Here is a 21,062-nt window from a genome sequence, read left to right on the forward strand (position 1 = left end):
TACCCTCTGCTTTAGCCGCCGGCGGCCCGCCTGCCGCGAGCAGCCGGTGAACTCAAAGCCGCTTCCGCCTGCGCGCTAATATCGACCAGTTCGGACAGTGCGTCATCGATCGCCTGCCGCTGCGCCACGAGTTGGTCACGCCGGCTGGCGACCGCGGTCAGCAGCAGCCGAAGCTGGGCGTGCTGGGTGATGTCGGCGTCGTACAGATCGAGATATTCCTTGATCGTGCTCAACGAAAAGCCCAGCCGCTTGCCGCGCAGGATCAGGATCATGCGGGCGCGGTCGCGGCCCGAATAGACCCGCGTGGTTCCGGCCCGCCGCGGACTGATCAGGCCTTTGTCCTCATAGAAGCGGACCGCACGGGCGGTCATGCCAAGCTCGTTGGCCAATTCGGTCACTGTAAAGAGTCGCGGCTGAGCCATCGTCGGGCTATAAGTTCGACTGACCTATACGTCAACTGACTGACGTCAAACCGGCTTGGCCGCCGCGACCTCTGCGATCAGTTCCTTGCGCGACAACTTACCGATCACGGTCTTCGGCAGGCTGCTTCTGATCTCGACCCACACCGGCATCTCGATCGCCGACAGCTTATCGCGCAGGAAGTCGCGCAGTTCATCGCCGGAACGCACATCGCCGGCTCGCAGCGTCACAAATGCCATCGGCGCGTGTCCGCGATAGGCATCCGGGATAGCAATCACGATCGCCTCGGCCACCGCCGGATGCTCATACAGCGCGTCCTCGATGACCCGGGGATAGACGTTGTAGCCGCTGCAGATGATCAGGTCCTTGATCCGGTCTGTGACAAATAGATAACCGTCGGCATCCAGGTAGCCGACATCTCCGGTGCGCAGCGCGCCGTCGATGAAGCTGGCAGCGGTCTCTTCCGGGCGGTTCAGGTAGCCCTGCATCACCTGCGGGCCGCGCACGCAGATCTCACCGCGTTCGCCGCGCGGCAGGATCCGGTTGATGTCGTCCAGCGCGCGGATTTCCACCGCGGTGTCCTGCAGCACGATGCCAACCGAATCCGCGCGGATGATGCCGTCCGGCGGATTAGACGTTACCGCCGGCGAGGCTTCGGTCAGTCCGTAGCCCTCGATGACCCGACAGCCGGTCAGTCTCTCGAATCGTTCCCGCACCTCCGCCGGCAGCGGTGCGCCACCTGACACGCAGACCCGCAGGCAGGAGATGTCGACCCGGTTCCGCTCCGCCGCGGTGGCGATCGCGTTATAGATTGTCGGAACCGCATGCATGATGGTCGGCCGGTCGCGCACCAGGGACGTCATCATCGCACCGATCTCGAAGCGCGGATGCAGGATCAGTTCACAGCCCATGCTGATGCCGCCATTCAGCACCGAGGTCATCGCGAACACGTGGAAGAACGGCAGCACGCCCATCATCTTTTCCTGGCCCGGACGCATGCTGGGCATGTGGTGCGTGGTCTGCTGCGCGTTGATCGACAGATTGGCGTGCGTCAGCACGGCGCCCTTGGGCCGCCCGGTGGTGCCGCCGGTGTATTGCAGCACCGCGATGTCGTCTGGATCGATCGCCACCGGTTGCGACACGGCGCCGTCAACCACGACCCGCGAATACGCCACCACTCGTTCGCCGTAGGCCGGTCTGGCCAGCATGCCGCGCTTCAGCAGCGAAAACGCCATCCGCTTGGCCCTGGGCAGCGCGGCGGCGAACGGGCAGACGATGATCCGGGTCAGGCTTTCGATCGCGACGACCTTGTCGTGGATCGCGGCGAGGTCGGGCACCACCATCGTGGCGGTATTGGAATCCTCGATCTGCTGCCGCAATTCCCTGGCGACGTAGAGCGGGTTGTAGTTGACCACGACCAATCCGGCCTTCAGCGCCGCGTAGTAGAAGATCACGAAGTACGGCGTGTTCGGCAGGCACAGACCGATGCGGTCGCCTTGGCGCAACCCGAGTTGCTGCAGCCCGGCGGTAGCCCCATCAACCAGGGCGGCGAGTTGCGCATAGCTCCACTGCCGCCCTTGGAACGACATTGCCGGGCGGTCGGCAAACGCCGCCGCCGCCCGATCCAGCAGGGCGGGAACCGTCAGTGCGTGCAGCGGGGCGGGCGGCACCGTATCCATCATGTCGTCGCCAAGGGATCAGCGAGGCGCCGCGGCGCCGCGCGGAATCCAACAGACATGACGGCGTTCGGCATCCGCTGTTTCCCTCTCTGCGACGGTCATTTGCGGTAGCCCCGTTGACCTATCGGTTTCTTACTTGACGTAAACGGCATGGGCAGATTGCCTGTGCCGTCATCGAATTGCAACCCAATCCGCGGTCCGTGCCGGCCGGTCAGTCCGACACGGCCTCGGTTTCAGTTCCGACGATAGCGCGTGGCGCCACCTCCGCCATCGGGCAGACCTTTTCGGTCCATCGACAAGGTCTTTCACAGCGGACGATCGGCAGCGACGGCAAACGTCCCGGCAATGCCGCCGCTGATGGGAAGCTGGTCCGCAGCCAGCCGGCCAAGCACCATCGTCGGTCGTGAACCGACACCAAGACTGAACGCCAAGATCCGTTCGAGTCTTTAGGCGCAGCACCCCGGACCTATCGTCCCTCCCGCCGCCAGCCCAATACCATCAGCCCGAGCATTACCGGCAGCGACAGCCAGCCCGGCAGCAACTCCAGCGCCGCGACGCCGGTCACCAGATGATCGTGGCGCCGCTGCAAGCCGATCCAGGAACTGCCCGAGGCTGACCGGTCATCCTCGGTGCGCCGTAGTTCCGGCACTTCGACCCCCGTTGTCCCCCCTGCCAGCCAATGCACACCGCCGCCTGAAGCCCTGGCCAACGGTCCGGCTACTGTCGCCGTTGCCCGCAGATCGGCCAACTCCGGCGGATTGGCCGCGCCAGCCGCGGCATAGGCTGTCCTCGCCCCGGGCCCGCTTCCCTGCGTTACCTGCCAGACACCCGGAACCGTCGCCGCTCTGGCCGCCGTTGCGCGGCCCGGCGAATCCTCGTGCAGCTTCAAGGTCTCCTTCTTGCCATCCGGGTCGGTGACAACGACCTCGCCTGGCGCCCCAGGATCGGTCGATCGGTTCTCGATCCGCAATCGCCCGTCCACCACCCTGGCGGTCAGCGCGTTCTCCTCCAGATCGGGCTCCTTCATCAGCCAGTGCGCGATCCGCCGCAACAGTTCGGCCTGTGGGCCTCCGCCGTCATGGCCGCGCGACCACAGCCAGATCTGGTCCGACAACAACAGCGCGGTCCGCCCCAGCCCGACATGGTCCAGCGCCAGCAGAGGCTGTCCGTCGCGCGTGCGCAACAGCACCTCACCGCTGATCGGGCCAGGCTCGATCCGGCGATACCACGGTCCCCAGGTCGGCGGCTTCTCGTCGGGGCCGGGCGGATTGGTGCCGGACGGACCGGTGAGCGGCGGATTGGCGCCCCGCAGACCCTCGGTTACCGGATGGCGCTGGCCCAGCGCTGTCACCCAGGGCCGGAACCGCCCGTCAACCACCGCATCGGTCCGAGCCGGGCCGCCGGGCAGCACCGATCCAAGCGGCGTTGACGCGAGGCTGGTGGCGCCGGCGAATTCCGGCCCGACACTCATCAGCAGCGCGCCGCCCTGGCGCACGTGGTTGGCGATGTTGGCCAGATACGGCAGCGGCAGCAGCCCCCGGTTCTGAAACCGGTCAAGGATGATCAGGTCGAATTCGCCGATCTTGTCGACGAACAGCTCGCGCACCGGAAAAGCGATTAGCGCCAGTTCGTTCAGCGGCGTGCGATCATCCTTTTCCGGCGGTCGCAGAATGGTAAAATGCACCAGATCGACCGATGGGTCGGCTTTCAGAAGCCGCCGCCAGGTCCGCTCGCCCTGGTGCGGCTCGCCCGAAATCAGTAGCACCCGCAGCCGGTCGCGCACCCCGTTGATCTCGACGACGGCGCGGTTGTTCAACTGCGACACCTCGCCGGCCAGCGGACTGGCAGCCATCTCGATCACTGTCGGCCCGGCCCGGGTAATCGGCACCTCGATCCGCTGTTCGGTGCCGACCGGAACGCTTTCGGTGCGGAACAACTGCCCGTCGCGGCGCACCGTCAAGGTCGCGGTGTCGGTGTGGCTGCTGACCCCCAGGTCGTCGATCGCCACCCGCAAGGTGACCGATTTGCCGACGATGCCGTAGCCCGGCGCCTCGATCACCCGCAGCCGCCGGTCGGTCTCCTCACCCCGCCCGGTCAGCAACAGATTGAGCGGCGCGCCGCCAGGCGCGGTCTTCGGCAGGTCGTGCACCTGCCCATCGGTGATCGCGATCGTGCCGGCCAGCCGCGATCGCGGAATATCTGCCAGCGCCCGGTTCACCGCGGCGAACAATTGAGTGCCGGCATCGCCGGACTCCGGCACCGTGACGGTGCGCAGTTCCAGATCGGACAGATGCGCCGCCTGCGCCTCGATCGACTGACGCGCAACCTCGGCCAGATGCGCTCTGTCGCCGACCCCCATCGAGGCCGACTGATCCACCACCAGCAGGCCGATATCGCGCAGCGATTGCCGGGTCTCCTGCACCAACCTGGGGCCCGCCAGCCACAGCAGCAGCACCGCGAAGGCTGCCAGCCGAAACAGCGTGCCCCGACCGCGCCGCCAGAGCCCCAACCCCACCACCGCCAGCGACAGCAAGCCCAATGCAAACAGCAGCCAGACTGGAAGCAGCGGATCGAAGCGGATTGCGGCGATGACCTGTTCCGGGCGCATCACTGGCCCAGTCGCTGCAGGATTGCCGGCACGTGCACCTGATCGCCCTTGTAGTTCCCGGTCAGCGCGTACATCACCATATTGACGCCGAATCGATAGGCCAGGATGCGCTGCCGCTGGCCGCCGGGGATCACAGCGTACGGGCTGCTGCCGTCGGGATTCATCGCCCACGCGGCCGCCCAATCGTTGCCGCCGATGATCACCGGGCTGACGCTGTCATTGGTGCGATCCTGGTCGCGCTGCACCCAGACCGTGTCTCCAGTGAAACGGCCGGGAAAATCCGACAGCAGATAGAACGCCCGCGACAGCACGTGCTCCTCGGTCAACGGCGCGAGTGGAGGAATGATCAAGCTACGGGCGATGCGCTTCAGGGCGTCCTCGGTGCCGGGCGCGAAGCCGGCACCCGAACCGGAATCGCGTGTATCGATCAGGATGATCCCGCCACGGCTCATGTAGTCGTTCAGCGCCGTTGCCTGGGCGCTGGTCAAGTCCGCCTCGTCCGCGACGATCGGCCAGTACAGCAGCGGGTAAAGACTCAGATCCGTTTTGCCCGGCTGCACCGCGTCGGGTTCGTAAAGCGTCGCGGCGGTGCGCGCGTTGACATATTCCGACAGCCCTTCCAGCCCGGCCTTGGCGATGCTGTCCACTTGCGTGTCACCCGACACGATATAGCCCAGCCTGGTGTCGATCGCCGGGTTGGGGCTGCTGTCCAGCGCGTGCGCGGCCGGCGCCAGCAGCAACAGCAGCGCCGCCGCCGTGGCCGATACCCGAGCCCGCAGCAACCCGCGCAAGCCCAGCGAGATCAGCATGTCGACGCACAACAGCAGGATCGCCAAGGCCAGCATCGGCGGTCCCAGCGCACGCTCGCGCGCCGAACCCCTTACCGTTTCCAGCGTGGCGCCGGAAATCGGCGGGGCCGCTTCAGGCGCCGCGATGCGGTTTGCCAGGTTCAGCACCTGCCGCCCATTTTCTGGTCCATAGAGGCCCGGCGGATGCCGAGGCGACACCGCGGTCGCGGCGAACTTGTCGGCTCGCAGCCCAGTCGCGGCCGGTGGCGGCTGCGACAACAGCCCGAACCCGTCCAGCGTCTCGGCCGGTGCCAACGTGGCGCTACCCGGCGTGCCGGCGACGCCCACCGACAGCTCCACCAACCGGCGCAGCATGTCGACGAAAACCCCCGACAGCGGCAGGTTCGACCAGTCGGCATTGGCGGTGACGTGAAACAGCACGACCCGCCCGGCGCCGAGCGGCATCTCGGTCACCAGCGGCGTGCCATCCTGCAGCGCCGCCCAGGTGCGCCCGGCCAGATCGGCACTGGGTTCGGCAAGCACCTGACGCGTCACCTTGACATCATCGCCCACCGCCAGCCCAGCGAACGGAGACCGTGCCGGGAACGGTGCCAGCCCGGCCGGCTGGCTCCACGACATCGCACCGCCCAATTGCCGGTCGCCGGCCAGCAGCTTCACCGGCAGCAGCGTATCGGCGTCATTGGTCGCCGCCTCAGCGGTGCGCGGCCCGGCGAAGCGGATCAGCAGACCGCCCTTGCGCACCCACGCCTCCAGCGCCTCCCGCTCCGGGCCCGCCGGCAATGGTTTGTCAGCGAGCACCAGCACCGAGATATCCCGCTTCAGCAACGTCGCGCTGCCCTCGCGCAGCTCGGTGAACGGCTCCAGCGCGCGCTTCAAGAAGTAGAGCGACCCGGTGAACGGCGTGTCCGCGGCGGCCAGATCGCCCGACAGCAATCCCACCGGCCGCCGCCGCCAGCGTTCGTCCAGCAGCACCACGGACCCCGCGCTGGGCGGGCCCTCCAGCACCAGCCGGGTCAGCCGGTTGCGCACTTCAGGCGGCAACGTGATCGGCCCCGAACCCACCGAGGCGCCGGCGGGAATGCTGATCTCGGTCCGCGCCAGGGTCCGCCCGTCGCCGGTTTGCGCCAGCACGCCTACTTGCGTCGGCGCAGCGCGCGGCACCTGCGCCAGATGCGCCACCAGCCGGTCGGCCTCGCTGGTCGGCGCCAGCAACAGCGGCGCCGATGCGGTATCGCAGCAGATTTCGGTCACCGGTCCGACACCGCGCAACGCCGCTGCGAAGCGGTCGAAGTCGGCGCCGTCGGTCAGCCCGTCCGGTACATAGATCACCGAACCCCCGGCGTGATCGCGGATCACCGACCCCCCAGCGCCGCCGCGCCAGGCGCCGATCGCGTTTACCGCGGCGGCGCGGTCGGACGGCCAGGGCTGCGGCTGCAACGCGGCCAGGCGGGCGCGCAATTCGGTCACCGGCATGCTTGCCGAAACCGCGATCGCGGCGCCGCTGCCGTCCTGCGCTGTGGTCAGCAGCGCCGCCTTGCGCCCGGCGCGTTCGGCCCGGTCTAGCAGTGCGCCGGCGGCCTCCTTGCGCCGCAGCCAGTCGTCCGCCGAGGCCCAACCGTTGTCGATCACCAGCAGCACCGGACCGCGCCCCGCCAGCGCCGAACCGGCATCGATCACCGGACGCGCTAGGGCCACGATCACCAGTCCAGCCGCCACCAATCGCAGCGCCAGCAACCACCACGGCGTGCGCGCCGGGGTTTCCTCGGTGGCATTCAGCCCCAACAGGAAACGCACGGCGGGAAACACCTCGGAGCGTGGGGCAGGGGGGGTCACCCGCAGCAGCCACCACAGTAACGGCAACGCCAGCAACCCGACCAGGACCCAAGGCGCGACGAAGATCATTCGCCGCCGCCCCTGCTCGCGCCCGGGTCAAGCCTCATCGCGCCGCCAGTGCCTGGTAAAGCGTCAGCAACGCCATCTCGGGCGGCTGGTCGGTACGATGCACGCCAAAGCCGAAGCCGGCCCTGGCGCTTATCGAGGCCACCCCGTCCTGTTGCGCACGCAACCGTTCAGCATACGCATCGCGCACCGATTCGACGCGCGGGATCAGCGCGTCGCCATCGTGTTCCAGGCCACGGAAGCGGATCCGCCCTTGGTACGGCAGCGCGGTTTCCGCCGGATCCAGGATCTGCAGCAGATATCCGGTCACCGGGACCGCGGCAAAGCGTCCGATCAGGGCGCGTATTTCATCCAGCGGCGACAGAAAGTCGCTGAACAGCACCACCGTTCCATGACGCGGCAATCGTATATCGGGCGGCAGCCCGGCTTCGCTGTTCACTCCGGCTCCGCTGTTCACCCCGGCTCCGCTGTTCACCCCGGCTCCGCTGTTCACACTGTCCAGTTCCGCCGCCAATCGGTCGAGGCCGGTCCGGCTGGTCACCGAACGGGCACCTTGTTGCAGCATCATCACCCTCTCGCCGCCACGAAGCAGCAAGGACGCCAGCGAAAGCAACAGCAGATTTGCCCGGTCGCGTTTTTCCACCGCCACCTGGCGCGATCGCCAGCGCATCGACGACGACGAGTCGCGCCACAGGCAAACGGTCTGCGCCGCCTCCCATTCGGTTTCGCGGATGAACCAGCCGTCCGGCGCGCCGCGCCCGGATTTCGCCGATTGCCGCCAGTCGATCCGCGCCAATGGGTCGCCCGAGACGAACCTGCGAAACTGCCAGAAACTGTCGCCCTGACCGACACGGCGTCGGCCGTGCACACCCTGGGCCACGGTCGAGGCAACCCGATCCGCCGCGATCAGCAGCGCCGGCAGCCGCGCTCCCAACGCCTCGGCGGCCAGGGCATCCTTGACCATCGCGTTACCCGATCTTTCCCACCAACCGCTCGATCACCTCGGGCAGCATGACCCCATCGGCACGCGCCGAGAAGCTCAGCGCCATGCGATGGCGCAGCACCGGACGAGCCAGGGCGACAATGTCGTCGATGCTGGGCGCCAACCGCCCGCCAAGCAGGGCTCGGGCGCGCGACGCCAGCATCAGCGCCTGGGCCGCGCGCGGACCCGGTCCCCAGGCGACGTGACGCCGCACGATCTCGTCGCTGGTGGTTTCCGGCCGACAGCCGCGCACCAGCGCCAGAATCGCGTCCACCACCTTTTCCCCGACCGGCAACCGGCGCACCAAGGCCTGGGCCATGGCCAGATCATCTGCACTCATCGCCTGCAGCGGCTTGGCATCCTGCGCCCCGGTTGTAGCCAGCAGCATGGTGCGTTCAGCGCCGATGTCGGGATAGCTCACGTTGACCTCCAGCAGGAACCGATCCAGTTGCGCCTCGGGCAGCGGATAGGTGCCTTCCTGCTCGATCGGGTTTTGCGTCGCCAGCACGTGGAACGGGCGGGGCAGGGCGTGCTCCACGCCGCTGACGGCCACGCGCTGCTCCTGCATCGCCTGCAGCAGTGCGGACTGCGTGCGCGGGCTGGCCCGGTTGATCTCGTCGGCCATCAGCAACTGGCAGAAGACCGGCCCGGGAACGAAGCGGAAGGCACGCCGGCCGTCGGTCTCGTCGAGCACCTCGCTGCCGACGATATCGGCCGGCATCAAGTCCGGTGTGAACTGGATCCGCTTGGTCGCCATGCCAAGTACCACGCCCAGCGTCTCAACCAGCCGGCTCTTGCCCAGTCCTGGCACGCCAACCAGCAGCACGTGGCCGCCCGACAACAAAGTGATCAAGGATTGATCGATGACCTCGTCCTGGCCGAAAATCATCCGCCCGATCGCGCCGCGCACCTGAACGATCTGCGCGCCCAGCGCTTCCGCCGCCGCCAGCACTGCGTTCGGATCGGTGCTGATGGGACCAGCCCGGTTCGCGTTCGCCTGTGGCGAGTCAGCCATACCGCCCGACATAAGGATGTTACTCTCCGCGTTTAACTCGTTCGAACCATATAGACCCTTTCCCCGGCGGGGGGATGATCCCTATATCGCGCTCTTGTAAGGAAGCGTTGCTTCTCAAGGAGGCAAGTTAGGTGAACCAGACCAGCGCGCCCATCGATCTTGCCTCCGCGAAGCTGGTCGGGTCCGCGGCGGACCTGGCCCTTGCCGCCTGTTCCGATCGCCTCCGCCGCGCCAAGCCCACGCGTCATGTGACCGAGTGCGGCGATCTGCCGTTCCTGATCAAGCGCGACGGCACTTGGCTGTACCGGGGCACGCCGATCAACCGCAAGGAACTCGTCTGCCTGTTCGCCAGCGTGCTGCGCCGCGAGGAGGATGGCGGTTGGTGGCTGCAGACCCCAGCCGAACGCGGCCGCATCCAGGTCGAGGATGCGCCGTTCGTCGCGGTCGAACTCGATTGGACCGGCGATGGTCGCCATCAGGTGCTGTCCTTTCGCACCAACATCGATGAGATGGTGACAGCGGGACCTGACCACCCGATCCGGGTCTCCCACGATTTGATCACCTGCGAGCCCACTCCCTATATATTGCTGCGTCCCGGCGCTGCCCAGCACCTCGCGGTCGAGGCGCGCATCAACCGCGCGACGTATTACGAGCTGGTCGCCCTCGGGGTTCCCGAATGGGTCGGCAGCCGCCGTATGCTGGGCGTCTGGAGCCGCGGCAAATTCTTTTCCCTGGGCGAGTTGCCGCCCGGCGAGGCGTGACGCCGGACGAATTGCGGCTACGGCTGACCGAGATCGTCGCCCAGCCCCAGGTCGCCCAGCCCCAGGTCGCCGATCCGATCCTCGGTGACGAGGTGGCCAACGACCTGGAGCGTCCGCCGGTGCCAGCCGCCGTGCTGGTGGGGGTCGTGCTGGGGGAACAGCCATCGGTCCTGCTGACCAAGCGTACCTCCCACCTGACCCGTCATCCCGGACAGATCAGCTTCCCCGGCGGCCGCATCGACCCCGAGGACAACGGACCCGAGGCCGCCGCGCTACGCGAGGCGCGCGAAGAGATCGGCCTCGATGCCGGTTCGGTCGAAGTGCTCGGGCGGCTGACTGATCATGTGACCGGCACCGGTTATCGCATCACCCCGGTGTTGGCGGTGGTGCCCCCCGCATTGACCTATCAATTGTCGCCGCACGAGGTGGACGCGATCTTCGAGCTGCCGATGCATGTGGTGCTGGACCCCGCTTCGCCCAGGCGACAGCGCCAGCACGTCGGCGGCATCTGGCGCGAGTATTGGGTGTGGCCGCATCCGGAGCATTTCATCTGGGGCGCCACCGCGGCGATTCTGCTACAATTGGCACAGCGGCTGCGCGAACGCACGCGGCTGCATCAGGGGGTGACTTGATCCGTTTTCTCTATTTGGCTGCCGTCTCGGTTGGGCTCGCCGTTTCGTCCGCTTCGGCGTTCGCCCAGACCCGCATCGATTCCATCAACACCAGCTTCCGCTGGCTCGGACCGGACGACAAGATCATCGTCGAGCGCTACGACGATCCGCGCGTCAGCGGCGTGTCATGCTATCTGTCACGCGCCGAGACCGGCGGCATCAAGGGCGGCCTGGGCTTCGCCCAGGACCCCAGCCGGTTCTCGATCGCCTGCCGAGCGGTCGGTCCGATTACGCTGCCGGATTCGCTGCCGCGCACCGAGGTGATCGGTTTCTCCAAGGCGTCGCTGTTCTTCAAGACCTTCCAGATCCACCGTTCGCTGGATCGCGAAAAGCACGTCCTCGTGTATACAGTCGTCAGTACAAAGCTGATCAACGGCTCGCCGTTCAACAGCATCAGCGTGGTGCCGACCGAGGTGCACTAGCCAGTGTCCCGAGTTTGAGGGTCGGCAAGCCTCCGACTGCGATCATGCCGACCATCCGATCGCTCGCTCGCTTGTCCTGCCCCAACCCAGTCTTGCTATTGCGTCCGTCTGCAAAATGTTGCGCGACACCGGGACCGAGGTCGCGCTAGGGGGAAGACCATGGTGAAGTTCCAGCCAACCACGCTGGCCAGGCGGCGCTTTCTCGGCGGCGCCGGTATCCTGACCGCCTCGATCGGCGCCAGGCCGGCTTTGGCCGACAAGTCCATTAATCTCGACTTGCCCGGCGGATCGGATCAGCGCGACCTCACCACCGCCTTCCCGCAAAAAGCCGAGATGGTGCTGCAGCGCACCCGCCCGCCGTTGCTGGAGACCCCGTTCCAGGTATTCGATCGTGACCTGTTCACGCCCAACGACCAGTTCTTCGTCCGCTGGCACTGGGCGGCAATCCCCGAACAGGTCGATGTCGCAGCGTTCAAGCTTACAGTGCGCGGCCACGTCAACGCGCCGTTGTCGCTGTCGATGGCCGACCTGCTGGCCCTGCCGCGCTTCGAGATCGCCGCGGTCAACCAGTGCTCGGGCAATTCGCGTGGCTTCTTCCAACCGAGGGTAGCCGGCGGTGAGTGGGGCAATGGCGCCATGGGCAATGCCAGATGGACCGGGGTCCGGCTGCGCGACGTGCTGGACCGGGCCGGGGTCAAGTCCAGCGCGGTCGCGGTTCGCTTCAACGGACTGGACCAGCCCGTCGTCGAAGCAGCGCCCGATTTCATGAAATCGCTCAGCATCGATCATGCGCGTGACGGTGAGGTCATGCTCGCCTATCAGATGAACCATCAGCAGTTGCCGCTGCTCAACGGCTTCCCGCTCCGCCTGGTCGTTCCGGGATGGTATTCGACCTACTGGGTCAAGATGCTCAATGATATTGAGGTTCTGGCAGCGCCGGATGACAATTTCTGGATGGCGACGGCATACCGCATCCCCGACACGCCGGGCGCCGACGTCGCACCGGGAACGACTGGTTTCAAGACCGTTCCGATCAACCGGATGCTGCCGCGGTCGTTCTTCACCAACATAACAGACGCAACTACCGTCAAGCCCGGCGACAGGGTGCCGGTCCGCGGCATCGCGTTCGGCGGCGATCGCGGCGTGGCGCGCGTTGATCTCTCGCTCGATGACGGCCACAGTTGGCAGCAAACCACACTGGGACCTGATTACGGTATCTACGCCTTCCGCCAGTGGAACGCCGATATTGCCGCGCCGGCATCCGGTTCGCTGTTGCTGAAACTGCGCTGCACCAATACCGACAAGGTCGAGCAACCAGCCAAACCGAATTGGAACCCGGCTGGTTTCATGCGAAACGTTATCGAGACCGCCCGCATCACCGTTGCCTGACCGCCAGGAGGCTTGCAATGTCCCGCTTCATCACCCTTGGCGTCATCGCCGGCCTCGGGGCGTCCCTGGTCGCGACGCCCGCCATCGCCCAGCAACCCGTGGCGCAACCCGTGGCGCAACCCGCGGCGGCCGCATCGACCGTCTCGGCCGCCGGAATAACGCTGCACTCGGTCAGCGTCGACCTCCCGAACAGCGACCGCACGTTTCCTGGCAGCGGTGACGCCGAGGCGATCAACGCCAACTGCCTGACCTGCCACTCCGCCGGCATGGTGCTCAATCAGCCGACGCTGACCCGCGCCGCCTGGCGGGCCGAGGTCGAAAAGATGCGAGGCCAATACAAAGCCCCAGTCGACGAAGCCGACGTGCCGGCGATCGTCGCCTACCTGGCGAAGTACAAAGGGCCAAAGTAACCCACACCCGCCACCCGCCATCACCGTGCCCGCGCCGGGGGCACCTCCAGCCCGACGCCGCGCAGGTGGCTGAACAAGTCCCGCAACTTCTCCCGATCCGCCGCCGGCAGCGGCGGCTTCAGGATCGACGCCACGTTGGACCGCAGATGCGCCGCGTCGCCGGTGCCGAACAACACGACATCGACGCCCGGTTCGTGCCGCACATAGCGATAGGCCGCGTCGGTCAGGCTGCTGGCGCCGGCGTCGTGGATCAGGAACGACAGCGGCTCGTCGGTTTCCGCCAGCCACGCCGGAACCTCACCGGCCTTGGCCAGGTCCCGCATGGTCGCCCCAAGCTGCGCCGGACGGGCAAAGATGCCTCGCACTGCGAACATCATCAGCGTGCCGATCCGATTGGCGATGGTGTGGGGAAACACCTGTTTGCGTGCCACTTGGTCCATCAAGTGGAACGCCAGCATCGCGGTGTCCCACGGCCCATCCCTGGCGGCACGGTTCAGCATGATCTGTTCGGGATCGTTCGGCGCCGTTTCGGTGATACCCAGGAAGCGGAACTTGCCGCGCTCCCGCTGCTTCAACAGCGCCGGCGCGATCACCTCGCGGACGTGGTCGTAGGCGGCCGGCGGGACGGCATGAAGCTGGAACACGTCGACATAATCCAGCCCCAGGCGTCGCAGCGACGCATCCAGGCTGCGGATCACCTCGTCGACGCTGAACGTCTCGGTGCCCGCCGGTTTCGACGCCTTGGTGCAGACCACCACGCTGTCCCGCGCCACGCCGCGCAGTGCCGCACCGACCACGTCCTCGGTGCCATACACCGCCGCGGTGTCGATCAGGTTGACGCCAAGGTCGAGCGCGTTGCGGATGATGCCCACCGCGTGCTCATTGGACTGCCCGGTGCCGAGGCCCAGCCGGCTGAAGCCGCCGCAGCCCAGGCCGGCGACGCTGACCCGCAGACCGGTCCGGCCGAGCGTGGTATAGTGCATGAAGGCTCCTGGTGCTTGGGGATGATAGACGTTAACAGGGCGGTGCCGAACAAGCGACCATTCGATATTCAGGGCCATCGCGGCGCACGCGCGCTGTTTCCGGAAAACACGCTCGAGGGTTTTCTCGCCGCCTCCGCCCTCGGCGTGTCGGGGTTCGAATTGGATGTCGCCATGACCGCCGACGGCGTCGTGGTGCTGTCGCATGACCCGGCGCTCAACCCCGATCTGACCCGCGACGCCTCGGGCCGCTGGCTGGAACGGCGCGGACCCACGATCCACACCCTGCGCCACGCCGAATTGAACCGTTACGACGTCGGCTGCATCCGCCCCGGGTCGCGCACGGCGATGCTGTTTCCCGACCAGCGGCCGCGCGATGGCACCCGCATCCCCACCCTGGCGGCGGTTCTGACCGCGCTGCCGGATGCCCGCTTCACCATCGAGGTCAAGACCGATCCGGCTCACCCGGGCTGGACCGCGCCGCCGCACCTGCTGGCTGATGCCACAGTGGCAGTGGTCGACCAGGCCGGCGCCGCATCCCGCGTCATCGTCGAATCATTCGACTGGCGCGTGCCGCGTCACATCCATCGCACCCGCCCCGACATCACCCTGGCGTGGTTGACCCGCGCCGAAACCGTTCGCGATGCCGCCCTGTGGTGGGACGCCCCAGGGCTGAGCGCCATCCCCGGCCGCACCGTTCCCGCCGCTGTCGCCGCCGAGGGCGGACCGGTCTGGGCGCCCGACCACAGCGACCTGACCGAAGCCCAGATCGTCGAGGCCCACGCGCTCGGCCTGTCGGTCCTGCCCTGGACGGTCAATCGGCCCAGTGATATGCGCCGAATGATCGACTGGGGCGCGGATGGACTGATCTCCGACCGGCCCGACCTGGCGCTGCAACTGGCGCGATAGCGGCCCTGCCGGCGGCCGCCCTCTCGTAGTCCGGCGGTCCCAGCTCGCCCTTCTCAGGTCGCCCCTCCTGTGTCGCCCGTCCTGTGTTGGTCGTCCCAATCGCGCCGATCCGCTCTTGCGTGTTTTGCCGCGCCGATGCCTGATATGGCAGCATTTGACGCACGCCGCCGCGAGGGTTGGGATCATGGACCAAGCAGAAGCCAAGCACCTGTTCGAACCGACCGGCGATTTCCAGTGCCTGCACGAATTCATCCCCGCCGCCCGGGCCAGGCTGTCCGACCATATCTGGGGCTATCTGGTTGGCGCCGCGGAAACCGAGACCACGCTGCGGCGCAACCGTCTGGCGCTCGATTCGCTGGCGCTGCGCCCGCGGGTCTGTGTCGACGTGTCGAAGCTGGACCTCGGCACCACCCTGTTCGGCCGCCGTCTGCGCCTGCCGGTGATGCTGGCCCCGGTCGGGTCGCTCGAGTCGTTCCACCCCGGGGGAGCCGCGACCGCTGGGCGCGCGGCCTCGGCGTTCGGGATTCCGATCATGGTCAGTTCGGTCACCGCGCCCGGGCTCGAGGAAGCCGCCGCGGCGGCAACGGGGCCGAAGATCTTTCAGCTCTACGTGCGCGGCGACACCGCCTGGATCGACGACGTGGTGAAGCGCGCGGTCGATGCCGGCTACGACGCGTTTGCCATCACCGTCGATACCGCTGCCTATTCGCGCCGCGAGCGCGACATCGCCGGGCGCTTCGTCAAGCCGTGGCGCGCCGTCGCCACCGGACAGAGCTACCAGGCGGGCTTCACCTGGGACAACGTCAAGCACTTCAAGGATCACCACGACATCCCGCTGATCCTGAAAGGCATCGCCACCGCCGAGGACGCCGCGCTGTGCTGCGAACATGGCGTCGATGGCGTCTACGTCTCCAACCACGGCGGGCGCCAGCTCGACCACGGGCGCGGCTCGATGGATGTGTTGCCTGAGGTCATGGCCGCGGTGCGCGGACGCGCCAAGGTTATCGTCGACGGCAGCATCTGCCGCGGCACCGACATCGTGAAGGCGATCGCGCTGGGGGCCGATGCAGTCGCGATGGGCCGGATGTACTGCTACGCGCTGGCGGCGGACGCCGACGCCGGCGTGCACAAGATGCTGGAACTGCTGGAGCATGAATTCGGCGTCGCGATGGCGCTGGCCGGGGCTCGCAGTCTGGGCGAATTGCATCCCGGCTACGTTTTCCGCGACGCGCCCCGGGTCACCCAGCCGCATGCGCACAGCGCGTTTCCGCTGTTGCAGCCGACGCCGGAATACCGTCTGTAGCGGCGCGCTTGATTGGCGGGGGCGCCAGCTTGGCAGCGTTGCCGTCGACCCATGCAACGCTGCCAGTATCGCGACGTTAGAGCGTCTTCGGTGTAGTCCGGACGAGCGAGGCCACCCTATCTGTCTGTCTTATTCTATGATTAACGCGCTCAGAAGGTCGGTTCGGGGTGACTTTGACGGAACCGGCGACTTGATCGCGATCGAGAGGCTTAATGGCACGTAATCCGGCTGGTTCATCCACCCGCAATCCCCTGGTCATCGATCCTGGTCGCGAGCAGCGGGTGCGTGAGCGCGCCTATCATCTGTGGGAAAGCGAGGGCAAACCGCACGGCCGCGATGTGGAGTACTGGGAACGCGCGCGCGAGTTGATTGGCATGGAGGAAAGCGCCGGCAGTGCGCTGCTGCCCAATCCGCAGACCAGCCCCGAGTCGCCGCGCGAGACCGGTATCGAAGAGGCCGAGATCCAAGACAATCTGGGCGAGTTTCCTGATCGTCTAGCCGATCAGGGTGAGGTCAAAACGACGCCGGCGGCCAAGCGTCGCAGCCGGGCGAAGCCAAAAAAAGCGCCATAATCGATCACGCTGGCGTGGGGTGAAGTTTTTTTTACCCGCCTGCCCAACTGATGCCACACCCGACCCGCATTTGATGCCCAGCAGTTAAGAGCCGTTCGCGGCGCCGCAGGGATAGTCAGATGCGTTTCTTCAAAATCTATGGCCGGGTGCTTGGCCTGCTTGGGCGAGACCTTCGGATTGCAGGGTTTCTGGCATTCGCCAACCTGATGGTTGCCGGACTGCAGTTTCTTGATCCGGTGTTGTTCGGCCGGGTGGTCAATCTGCTTTCGCGATCGGACAAGCTGCCACATGGCGAGCTTTGGCACGACGCGGCGGTTTTGTTGGGCATCTGGGTCGCTGTCGGCATCGGCGGCATCGTCAGCAACATCGCTGTCGCGTTGCAGACCGAACGGCTCGCCCATCGGCATCGGATCAAATCCATGGGCCGCTACTTCCAACATGTTTTGGGCTTGCCGCTGTCGTTTCATGGCGGAACGCATTCCGGCCGGTTGATCAAAGGCATGCTGACCGGCACCGATGGCTTGTTCGCCACCTGGTTGGTGTTCTTTCGCGATCAGCTTTCGACCATTCTGTCGGCGGTGGTGCTGCTGCCGATGACGCTGTTCCTGAACTGGCGTCTGGGGCTGGTGCTGATCGCCCTGGTAACCATCTTCCTGGTATTCACCGCCATCGTGGTCAAAAAGACCGAGACCGCGCAACGCCGCGTCGAGGGCTTGAATTCTTCGCTCGCCGGCACCGCGCAAGACGCTCTGACCAACGTCATGGTAGTGCAGTCGTTTACCCGGCTCTCGGCCGAGGCACATCTATTCAGCGACATCGCCAACCAGGTGATCCGTCATCAGTTCCCGGTGCTGAACTGGTGGGCACTGGTGAACGTAATGACGCGCGCCTCCAGCACGCTGGCGATCATCACGATCGTGCTGGTGGGCACCTGGCTGCACATGAACGGCATGGCCAGCGTCGGTGAGATCGTCAGCTTCATGGGTTTCGCCATGCTGTTGATCGGTCGGCTCGAGACGGCTGCATCGTTCGTGTCCTCGCTGTTCTTCAAGCTGCCGGCGCTGGAGGACTTCTTCAACATTCTCGATGAGCGCAGTTCAGTGCCGGAGAAGGACGACGCGCGGGTGCTGTGGGCGCCGCGTGGCGAGGTAAGGTTCGACAACGTCTCGTTCGCCTACCCGGCCAGCGGTGCCGCGGTACTCAGCGATGTCAGCTTCCAGGCCCGCCCCGGCAAGTCGGTGGCGCTGGTCGGGCATACCGGCGCCGGCAAGTCCACCGCCATGACGCTTCTGCAGCGGTTGTGGGATCCCGATTCGGGCCGCATCATCATCGACGGTCAGGATCTGCGCGACATCACCCTGGACAGTCTGCGATCCAATATCGGCGTGGTGTTCCAGGAAAGCCTGCTGTTCAATCGCTCGATCCGCGACAATCTGCTGGTTGGGCGGCCGGAGGCGTCCGAGGAAGAAATCGAGCAGGCCTGCCGGATGGCCGATGCGCATGAATTCATCATCCGTCAGCAGAACGGGTACGACACCATGATCGGCGAGCGCGGCACCACGTTGTCGGGCGGGCAGCGCCAGCGGCTTGCCATCGCCCGAGCGCTGCTGAAGAATCCGCCCATCCTGATCCTGGACGAAGCGACCAGCGCCCTCGATGCGGCGACCGAGGCACGCGTCAGCAAGGCGTTGAAAACGCTAATGGCGGGGCGCACCACGTTCATCATTGCCCACCGCCTGTCGACGGTGCGCGATGCCGATGAGATTCTTGTGTTCGATGGTGGCCGTATTGTCGAGAGGGGCAATTTCAACTCGTTGCTTGCGCGCCAGGGCCATTTTGCCAGTCTGGTGGAAACCCAGCTCTCGCCCGCAGCGGCCGATATGGTGGCGGCGGAGTGATCACGTGTAAATGACGTGTGACGCCTGAGCATGATCGCGGTGGGCGAAACGTTCAAGGCGCGTGAATCATTCGATAAAACAAAGAACTAGACCATTTCCAGCATGCAGGGTCATGCTGGAGATGGTCTAGTCAGCGCGGGGACAGGATAGTACTCGGAAGCGTTGCCAGGCGGCCTTTACAGCGTGGCAACGCTCTCAATTCTATGACTGCCGCATGACTAACCTGTCTTGAACTTGGCCCCGGCGCAATCGCGCTCCCAGGCATTTTCGCGTCGCCCCAATGGATGGAACCCCGGCATGCTGCGATTGGCTTTGTTCTTTCTCGTTATTTCGATCGTTGCGGCGATATTTGGCTTTGGCGGCGTTGCCGCTACATCCGCCGACATCGCTCGTGTCCTGTTCTTCATTGCGATCGTGATCTTCGTCGTCCTGCTCGTCGCCGGTTTGATGGCGGGGAGTACCCTGTGGTAGCGCCTTTTGCTGCACTGCACGTCTAAAAGTTGCATTTTGATCATTGGAAAGCGCATGCTGCCTGGCTTGAGGAACTGCGGGTGCGCGATCTGGCCTGACGATCCGCTTCTGATGACCGGTTCGATCGCAATCTCGTCCCAAGAAAGAAGGGGCAGGAAGATGACGGTCGCTACAATTCTGAAGCACAAAGGTTACAGTGTATCAACGAACGATCGCTCCCACCGCCACGGTGCCGGACGTTGCCGTATTGCTGGCCGAACGCCGCATCGGCGCTGTTCTGGTGATCGATCATGAAGAACAAATGCTGGGCATTGTCAGCGAACGCGACATTGTCAGATGCCTGGCAGCCAACGGCGCCCGCATGCTGGAGATGACGGCCGGCCAGTTGATGACCCGCGCCGTGCAGGTTGCGAATCCCGGCACCACCGTGAACGAAGCGATGCAGCTTATGACCGTCGGCCGCTTCCGGCACCTGCCGGTGATCGACCATGGCACGCTGATCGGCTTGATCAGCATCGGCGACGTCGTCAAAGCCCGCATCATGCAGCAGGACACGGTGGTGGAAAGTCTCACGGCCTACGTCGCCGGATCAGCCTGATCATCGCAAACCGGCCAACAAGTCAGCGGCCAAAGGCCAGTTTTTCCCGAGCCGTTGCTTGCCGGCAACTGGATTATTCGCCGGATTAGCAATCGGTTAACGTTTGCACGCCATGTTGCGGCCCTCTGCGGAGGGCACACATGGCAGGTAAGCACGAGAAGAAGGGCGGCAAAGGCAGCGTCATCGTCAAAAAGTATGAGATCGTCGAGGGCGGCCACCACGGCGGCGCCTGGAAGGTCGCATACGCTGATTTCGTGACCGCCATGATGGCGTTTTTCTTGCTCATGTGGCTGCTCAACGCGACAACCGAGGACCAACGCAAGGGCCTCGCGGATTATTTCAGCCCGAACAATCTGCTGTCTCATGCGTCTTCCGGCACCGGTCAGCCGTTCGGCGGCCACACCGCGTTCGACGACGGAGCACTGGTGTCCGATCGCGGCGCCGTCGAGATCGTCCAGGGCAAGCGTCCGGTGGTCGAGCGCACCGATGATGGCGAAGACCCGGTTTACACCGAGACCCACAGAGCCAAGTCCGGCGACGGCGTCGGCCAGGGACCGGCTACCGAGGATCAGGATTCCGACACCGACGACAAGCCCATGGGGCAGAAAGCCACCCGCCCCGCGCCCGGTCCCGGGGGCGCCTCGGATGTGATTCGCCAAGGCCAGCCTGACACCCACACGATCACCGCGGCGGATCTGGCGGCGGAAAAGGCCCGCCAGGAGAAGGCGGCTTTCGAGCAGGCGGCTCGGCAGATCCAGGACGCAGTGCGCAGCGATCCGGCGCTGGCTGACCTCGCCAAGCAACTCACCATCGACATGACCCCCGAGGGCCTGCGGGTTCAGATCGTGGATGAGGTCAAGTTACCGATGTTTCCGACCGGGTCGTCGGTGCCGAATGAGCGGGCCAGGTTGCTGCTGCAGAAGATCACGCCGGTGCTGATGAAGCTGAGCCAGCCGATCTCGATCGCCGGCCATACCGATGCGGCGCCGTTCCCCGGTCCTGACCGCACCAATTTCGAGTTGTCGGCGGAACGCGCCAACGCCACACGACGACTGCTGGTTGAAAGCGGGTTTCCGATAGCGCGGGTGAAGTCGGTGACCGGTGATGCCGATCGTGACCCGCTGTTGCCGGCCGATCCGATGGCCGCGGCCAATCGGCGGATCGCCATTTTGGTCATGCGCCAGGCGCCCCCGGTCGCGCCCGTTCCCGCTCCGGCAGCCCAACAGCAGACCACAGCCGATGTTCCTGCCCGTGCCAGTCCCTGAA

General features: G+C 65.9%; 19 protein-coding genes. 12 read left to right on the forward strand and 7 right to left on the reverse strand.

Annotated features, from left to right (window positions below):
- Nucleotides 1-11: 11 nt before the first annotated feature.
- The 6 genes from ACQY4Y_RS18360 to ACQY4Y_RS18385 form a co-directional block, all read right to left on the reverse strand.
- Nucleotides 12-422, reverse strand: a complete 411-nt coding sequence (locus ACQY4Y_RS18360; protein WP_428492028.1) for a MerR family transcriptional regulator — start codon at nucleotides 420-422, stop codon at nucleotides 12-14.
- Between the two features lie 45 nt (nucleotides 423-467).
- Nucleotides 468-2,102: a long-chain-fatty-acid--CoA ligase gene (locus tag ACQY4Y_RS18365; protein ID WP_428492029.1), complete on the reverse strand. Its 1,635-nt coding sequence runs from the start codon at nucleotides 2,100-2,102 to the stop codon at nucleotides 468-470.
- A gap of 463 nt (nucleotides 2,103-2,565) precedes the next feature.
- Nucleotides 2,566-4,707 (reverse strand): hypothetical protein, encoded by a 2,142-nt coding sequence (locus tag ACQY4Y_RS18370; protein WP_428492030.1) that lies wholly within the window; start codon nucleotides 4,705-4,707, stop codon nucleotides 2,566-2,568.
- Nucleotides 4,707-7,418: a DUF4159 domain-containing protein gene (locus ACQY4Y_RS18375; RefSeq protein WP_428492031.1), complete on the reverse strand. Its 2,712-nt coding sequence runs from the start codon at nucleotides 7,416-7,418 to the stop codon at nucleotides 4,707-4,709. The genes ACQY4Y_RS18370 and ACQY4Y_RS18375 overlap by 1 nt, the downstream gene beginning before the upstream one ends.
- A 34-nt stretch (nucleotides 7,419-7,452) precedes the next feature.
- A complete protein-coding gene (locus ACQY4Y_RS18380; RefSeq protein WP_428492032.1) occupies nucleotides 7,453-8,379 on the reverse strand; it encodes a DUF58 domain-containing protein in 927 nt (308 codons plus the stop codon).
- A gap of 4 nt (nucleotides 8,380-8,383) precedes the next feature.
- The gene (locus ACQY4Y_RS18385) at nucleotides 8,384-9,412 is read right to left on the reverse strand and encodes an AAA family ATPase (protein ID WP_428492033.1); all 1,029 of its coding nucleotides are present in this window, start codon (nucleotides 9,410-9,412) and stop codon (nucleotides 8,384-8,386) included.
- A gap of 131 nt (nucleotides 9,413-9,543) precedes the next feature.
- Between ACQY4Y_RS18385 and ACQY4Y_RS18390 the strand changes: the two genes are divergently transcribed.
- From ACQY4Y_RS18390 to ACQY4Y_RS18410, 5 genes are all read left to right on the forward strand, one after another.
- Complete coding sequence (locus tag ACQY4Y_RS18390; RefSeq protein ID WP_428492034.1) at nucleotides 9,544-10,173, forward strand: DUF1285 domain-containing protein; 630 nt, start codon at nucleotides 9,544-9,546, stop codon at nucleotides 10,171-10,173.
- The gene (locus ACQY4Y_RS18395; protein WP_428492035.1) at nucleotides 10,170-10,805 is read left to right on the forward strand and encodes a CoA pyrophosphatase; all 636 of its coding nucleotides are present in this window, start codon (nucleotides 10,170-10,172) and stop codon (nucleotides 10,803-10,805) included. Before ACQY4Y_RS18390 ends, ACQY4Y_RS18395 begins: the two co-directional genes overlap by 4 nt.
- Nucleotides 10,802-11,266 (forward strand): CreA family protein, encoded by a 465-nt coding sequence (locus ACQY4Y_RS18400; RefSeq protein WP_428492036.1) that lies wholly within the window; start codon nucleotides 10,802-10,804, stop codon nucleotides 11,264-11,266. The genes ACQY4Y_RS18395 and ACQY4Y_RS18400 overlap by 4 nt, the downstream gene beginning before the upstream one ends.
- Before the next feature lie 162 nt (nucleotides 11,267-11,428).
- On the forward strand, nucleotides 11,429-12,655 hold the full coding sequence (locus ACQY4Y_RS18405) for a molybdopterin-dependent oxidoreductase (protein ID WP_428492037.1): 1,227 nt from the start codon (nucleotides 11,429-11,431) through the stop codon (nucleotides 12,653-12,655).
- 17 nt (nucleotides 12,656-12,672) lie between these two features.
- Nucleotides 12,673-13,065 carry a c-type cytochrome gene (locus ACQY4Y_RS18410; protein WP_428492038.1) on the forward strand — a complete coding sequence of 131 codons (393 nt, stop codon included), beginning with the start codon at nucleotides 12,673-12,675 and terminating at the stop codon, nucleotides 13,063-13,065.
- Between the two features lie 20 nt (nucleotides 13,066-13,085).
- Here ACQY4Y_RS18410 and ACQY4Y_RS18415 read toward each other — a convergent pair whose 3' ends face one another.
- Nucleotides 13,086-14,048 (reverse strand): aldo/keto reductase, encoded by a 963-nt coding sequence (locus ACQY4Y_RS18415; RefSeq protein WP_428492039.1) that lies wholly within the window; start codon nucleotides 14,046-14,048, stop codon nucleotides 13,086-13,088.
- 21 nt (nucleotides 14,049-14,069) lie between these two features.
- On the opposite strand from ACQY4Y_RS18415, the gene ACQY4Y_RS18420 reads away from it, so the two are divergent.
- From ACQY4Y_RS18420 to ACQY4Y_RS18450, 7 genes are all read left to right on the forward strand, one after another.
- Nucleotides 14,070-14,954 (forward strand): glycerophosphodiester phosphodiesterase, encoded by an 885-nt coding sequence (locus ACQY4Y_RS18420; protein ID WP_428492040.1) that lies wholly within the window; start codon nucleotides 14,070-14,072, stop codon nucleotides 14,952-14,954.
- A 184-nt stretch (nucleotides 14,955-15,138) separates the two neighbouring features.
- Nucleotides 15,139-16,257 carry an alpha-hydroxy acid oxidase gene (locus ACQY4Y_RS18425; RefSeq protein WP_428492041.1) on the forward strand — a complete coding sequence of 373 codons (1,119 nt, stop codon included), beginning with the start codon at nucleotides 15,139-15,141 and terminating at the stop codon, nucleotides 16,255-16,257.
- A gap of 212 nt (nucleotides 16,258-16,469) precedes the next feature.
- Nucleotides 16,470-16,829 carry a DUF2934 domain-containing protein gene (locus tag ACQY4Y_RS18430; RefSeq protein ID WP_428492042.1) on the forward strand — a complete coding sequence of 120 codons (360 nt, stop codon included), beginning with the start codon at nucleotides 16,470-16,472 and terminating at the stop codon, nucleotides 16,827-16,829.
- A gap of 119 nt (nucleotides 16,830-16,948) precedes the next feature.
- Nucleotides 16,949-18,727 (forward strand): glucan ABC transporter ATP-binding protein/ permease, encoded by a 1,779-nt coding sequence (locus ACQY4Y_RS18435; RefSeq protein ID WP_428492043.1) that lies wholly within the window; start codon nucleotides 16,949-16,951, stop codon nucleotides 18,725-18,727.
- Between the two features lie 297 nt (nucleotides 18,728-19,024).
- A complete protein-coding gene (locus tag ACQY4Y_RS18440; protein WP_428492044.1) occupies nucleotides 19,025-19,198 on the forward strand; it encodes a DUF1328 domain-containing protein in 174 nt (57 codons plus the stop codon).
- Between the two features lie 196 nt (nucleotides 19,199-19,394).
- Nucleotides 19,395-19,796, forward strand: a complete 402-nt coding sequence (locus ACQY4Y_RS18445; protein WP_428492045.1) for a CBS domain-containing protein — start codon at nucleotides 19,395-19,397, stop codon at nucleotides 19,794-19,796.
- 140 nt (nucleotides 19,797-19,936) lie between these two features.
- A complete protein-coding gene (locus ACQY4Y_RS18450) occupies nucleotides 19,937-21,061 on the forward strand; it encodes a flagellar motor protein MotB (protein ID WP_428492046.1) in 1,125 nt (374 codons plus the stop codon).
- The last annotated feature ends 1 nt before the right edge of the window (nucleotide 21,062 follow it).

The organism is Rhodopila sp. (assembly GCF_965277165.1).
Taxonomy (GTDB): Bacteria; Pseudomonadota; Alphaproteobacteria; order Acetobacterales; family Acetobacteraceae; genus Rhodopila.

Bases quoted from the DNA above. Each gene is read 5' to 3' on its own strand.
- ACQY4Y_RS18360 (WP_428492028.1), bottom strand. From the start codon at position 422: ATGGCTCAGCCGCGACTCTTTACAGTGACCGAATTGGCCAACGAGCTT.
- ACQY4Y_RS18365 (WP_428492029.1), bottom strand. From the start codon at position 2,102: ATGATGGATACGGTGCCGCCCGCCCCGCTGCACGCACTGACGGTTCCC.
- ACQY4Y_RS18370 (WP_428492030.1), bottom strand. From the start codon at position 4,707: ATGCGCCCGGAACAGGTCATCGCCGCAATCCGCTTCGATCCGCTGCTT.
- ACQY4Y_RS18375 (WP_428492031.1), bottom strand. From the start codon at position 7,418: ATGATCTTCGTCGCGCCTTGGGTCCTGGTCGGGTTGCTGGCGTTGCCG.
- ACQY4Y_RS18380 (WP_428492032.1), bottom strand. From the start codon at position 8,379: ATGGTCAAGGATGCCCTGGCCGCCGAGGCGTTGGGAGCGCGGCTGCCG.
- ACQY4Y_RS18385 (WP_428492033.1), bottom strand. From the start codon at position 9,412: ATGGCTGACTCGCCACAGGCGAACGCGAACCGGGCTGGTCCCATCAGC.
- ACQY4Y_RS18410 (WP_428492038.1), top strand. From the start codon at position 12,673: ATGTCCCGCTTCATCACCCTTGGCGTCATCGCCGGCCTCGGGGCGTCC.
- ACQY4Y_RS18415 (WP_428492039.1), bottom strand. From the start codon at position 14,048: ATGCACTATACCACGCTCGGCCGGACCGGTCTGCGGGTCAGCGTCGCC.
- ACQY4Y_RS18420 (WP_428492040.1), top strand. From the start codon at position 14,070: ATGATAGACGTTAACAGGGCGGTGCCGAACAAGCGACCATTCGATATT.
- ACQY4Y_RS18425 (WP_428492041.1), top strand. From the start codon at position 15,139: ATGGACCAAGCAGAAGCCAAGCACCTGTTCGAACCGACCGGCGATTTC.
- ACQY4Y_RS18430 (WP_428492042.1), top strand. From the start codon at position 16,470: ATGGCACGTAATCCGGCTGGTTCATCCACCCGCAATCCCCTGGTCATC.
- ACQY4Y_RS18435 (WP_428492043.1), top strand. From the start codon at position 16,949: ATGCGTTTCTTCAAAATCTATGGCCGGGTGCTTGGCCTGCTTGGGCGA.
- ACQY4Y_RS18440 (WP_428492044.1), top strand. From the start codon at position 19,025: ATGCTGCGATTGGCTTTGTTCTTTCTCGTTATTTCGATCGTTGCGGCG.
- ACQY4Y_RS18450 (WP_428492046.1), top strand. From the start codon at position 19,937: ATGGCAGGTAAGCACGAGAAGAAGGGCGGCAAAGGCAGCGTCATCGTC.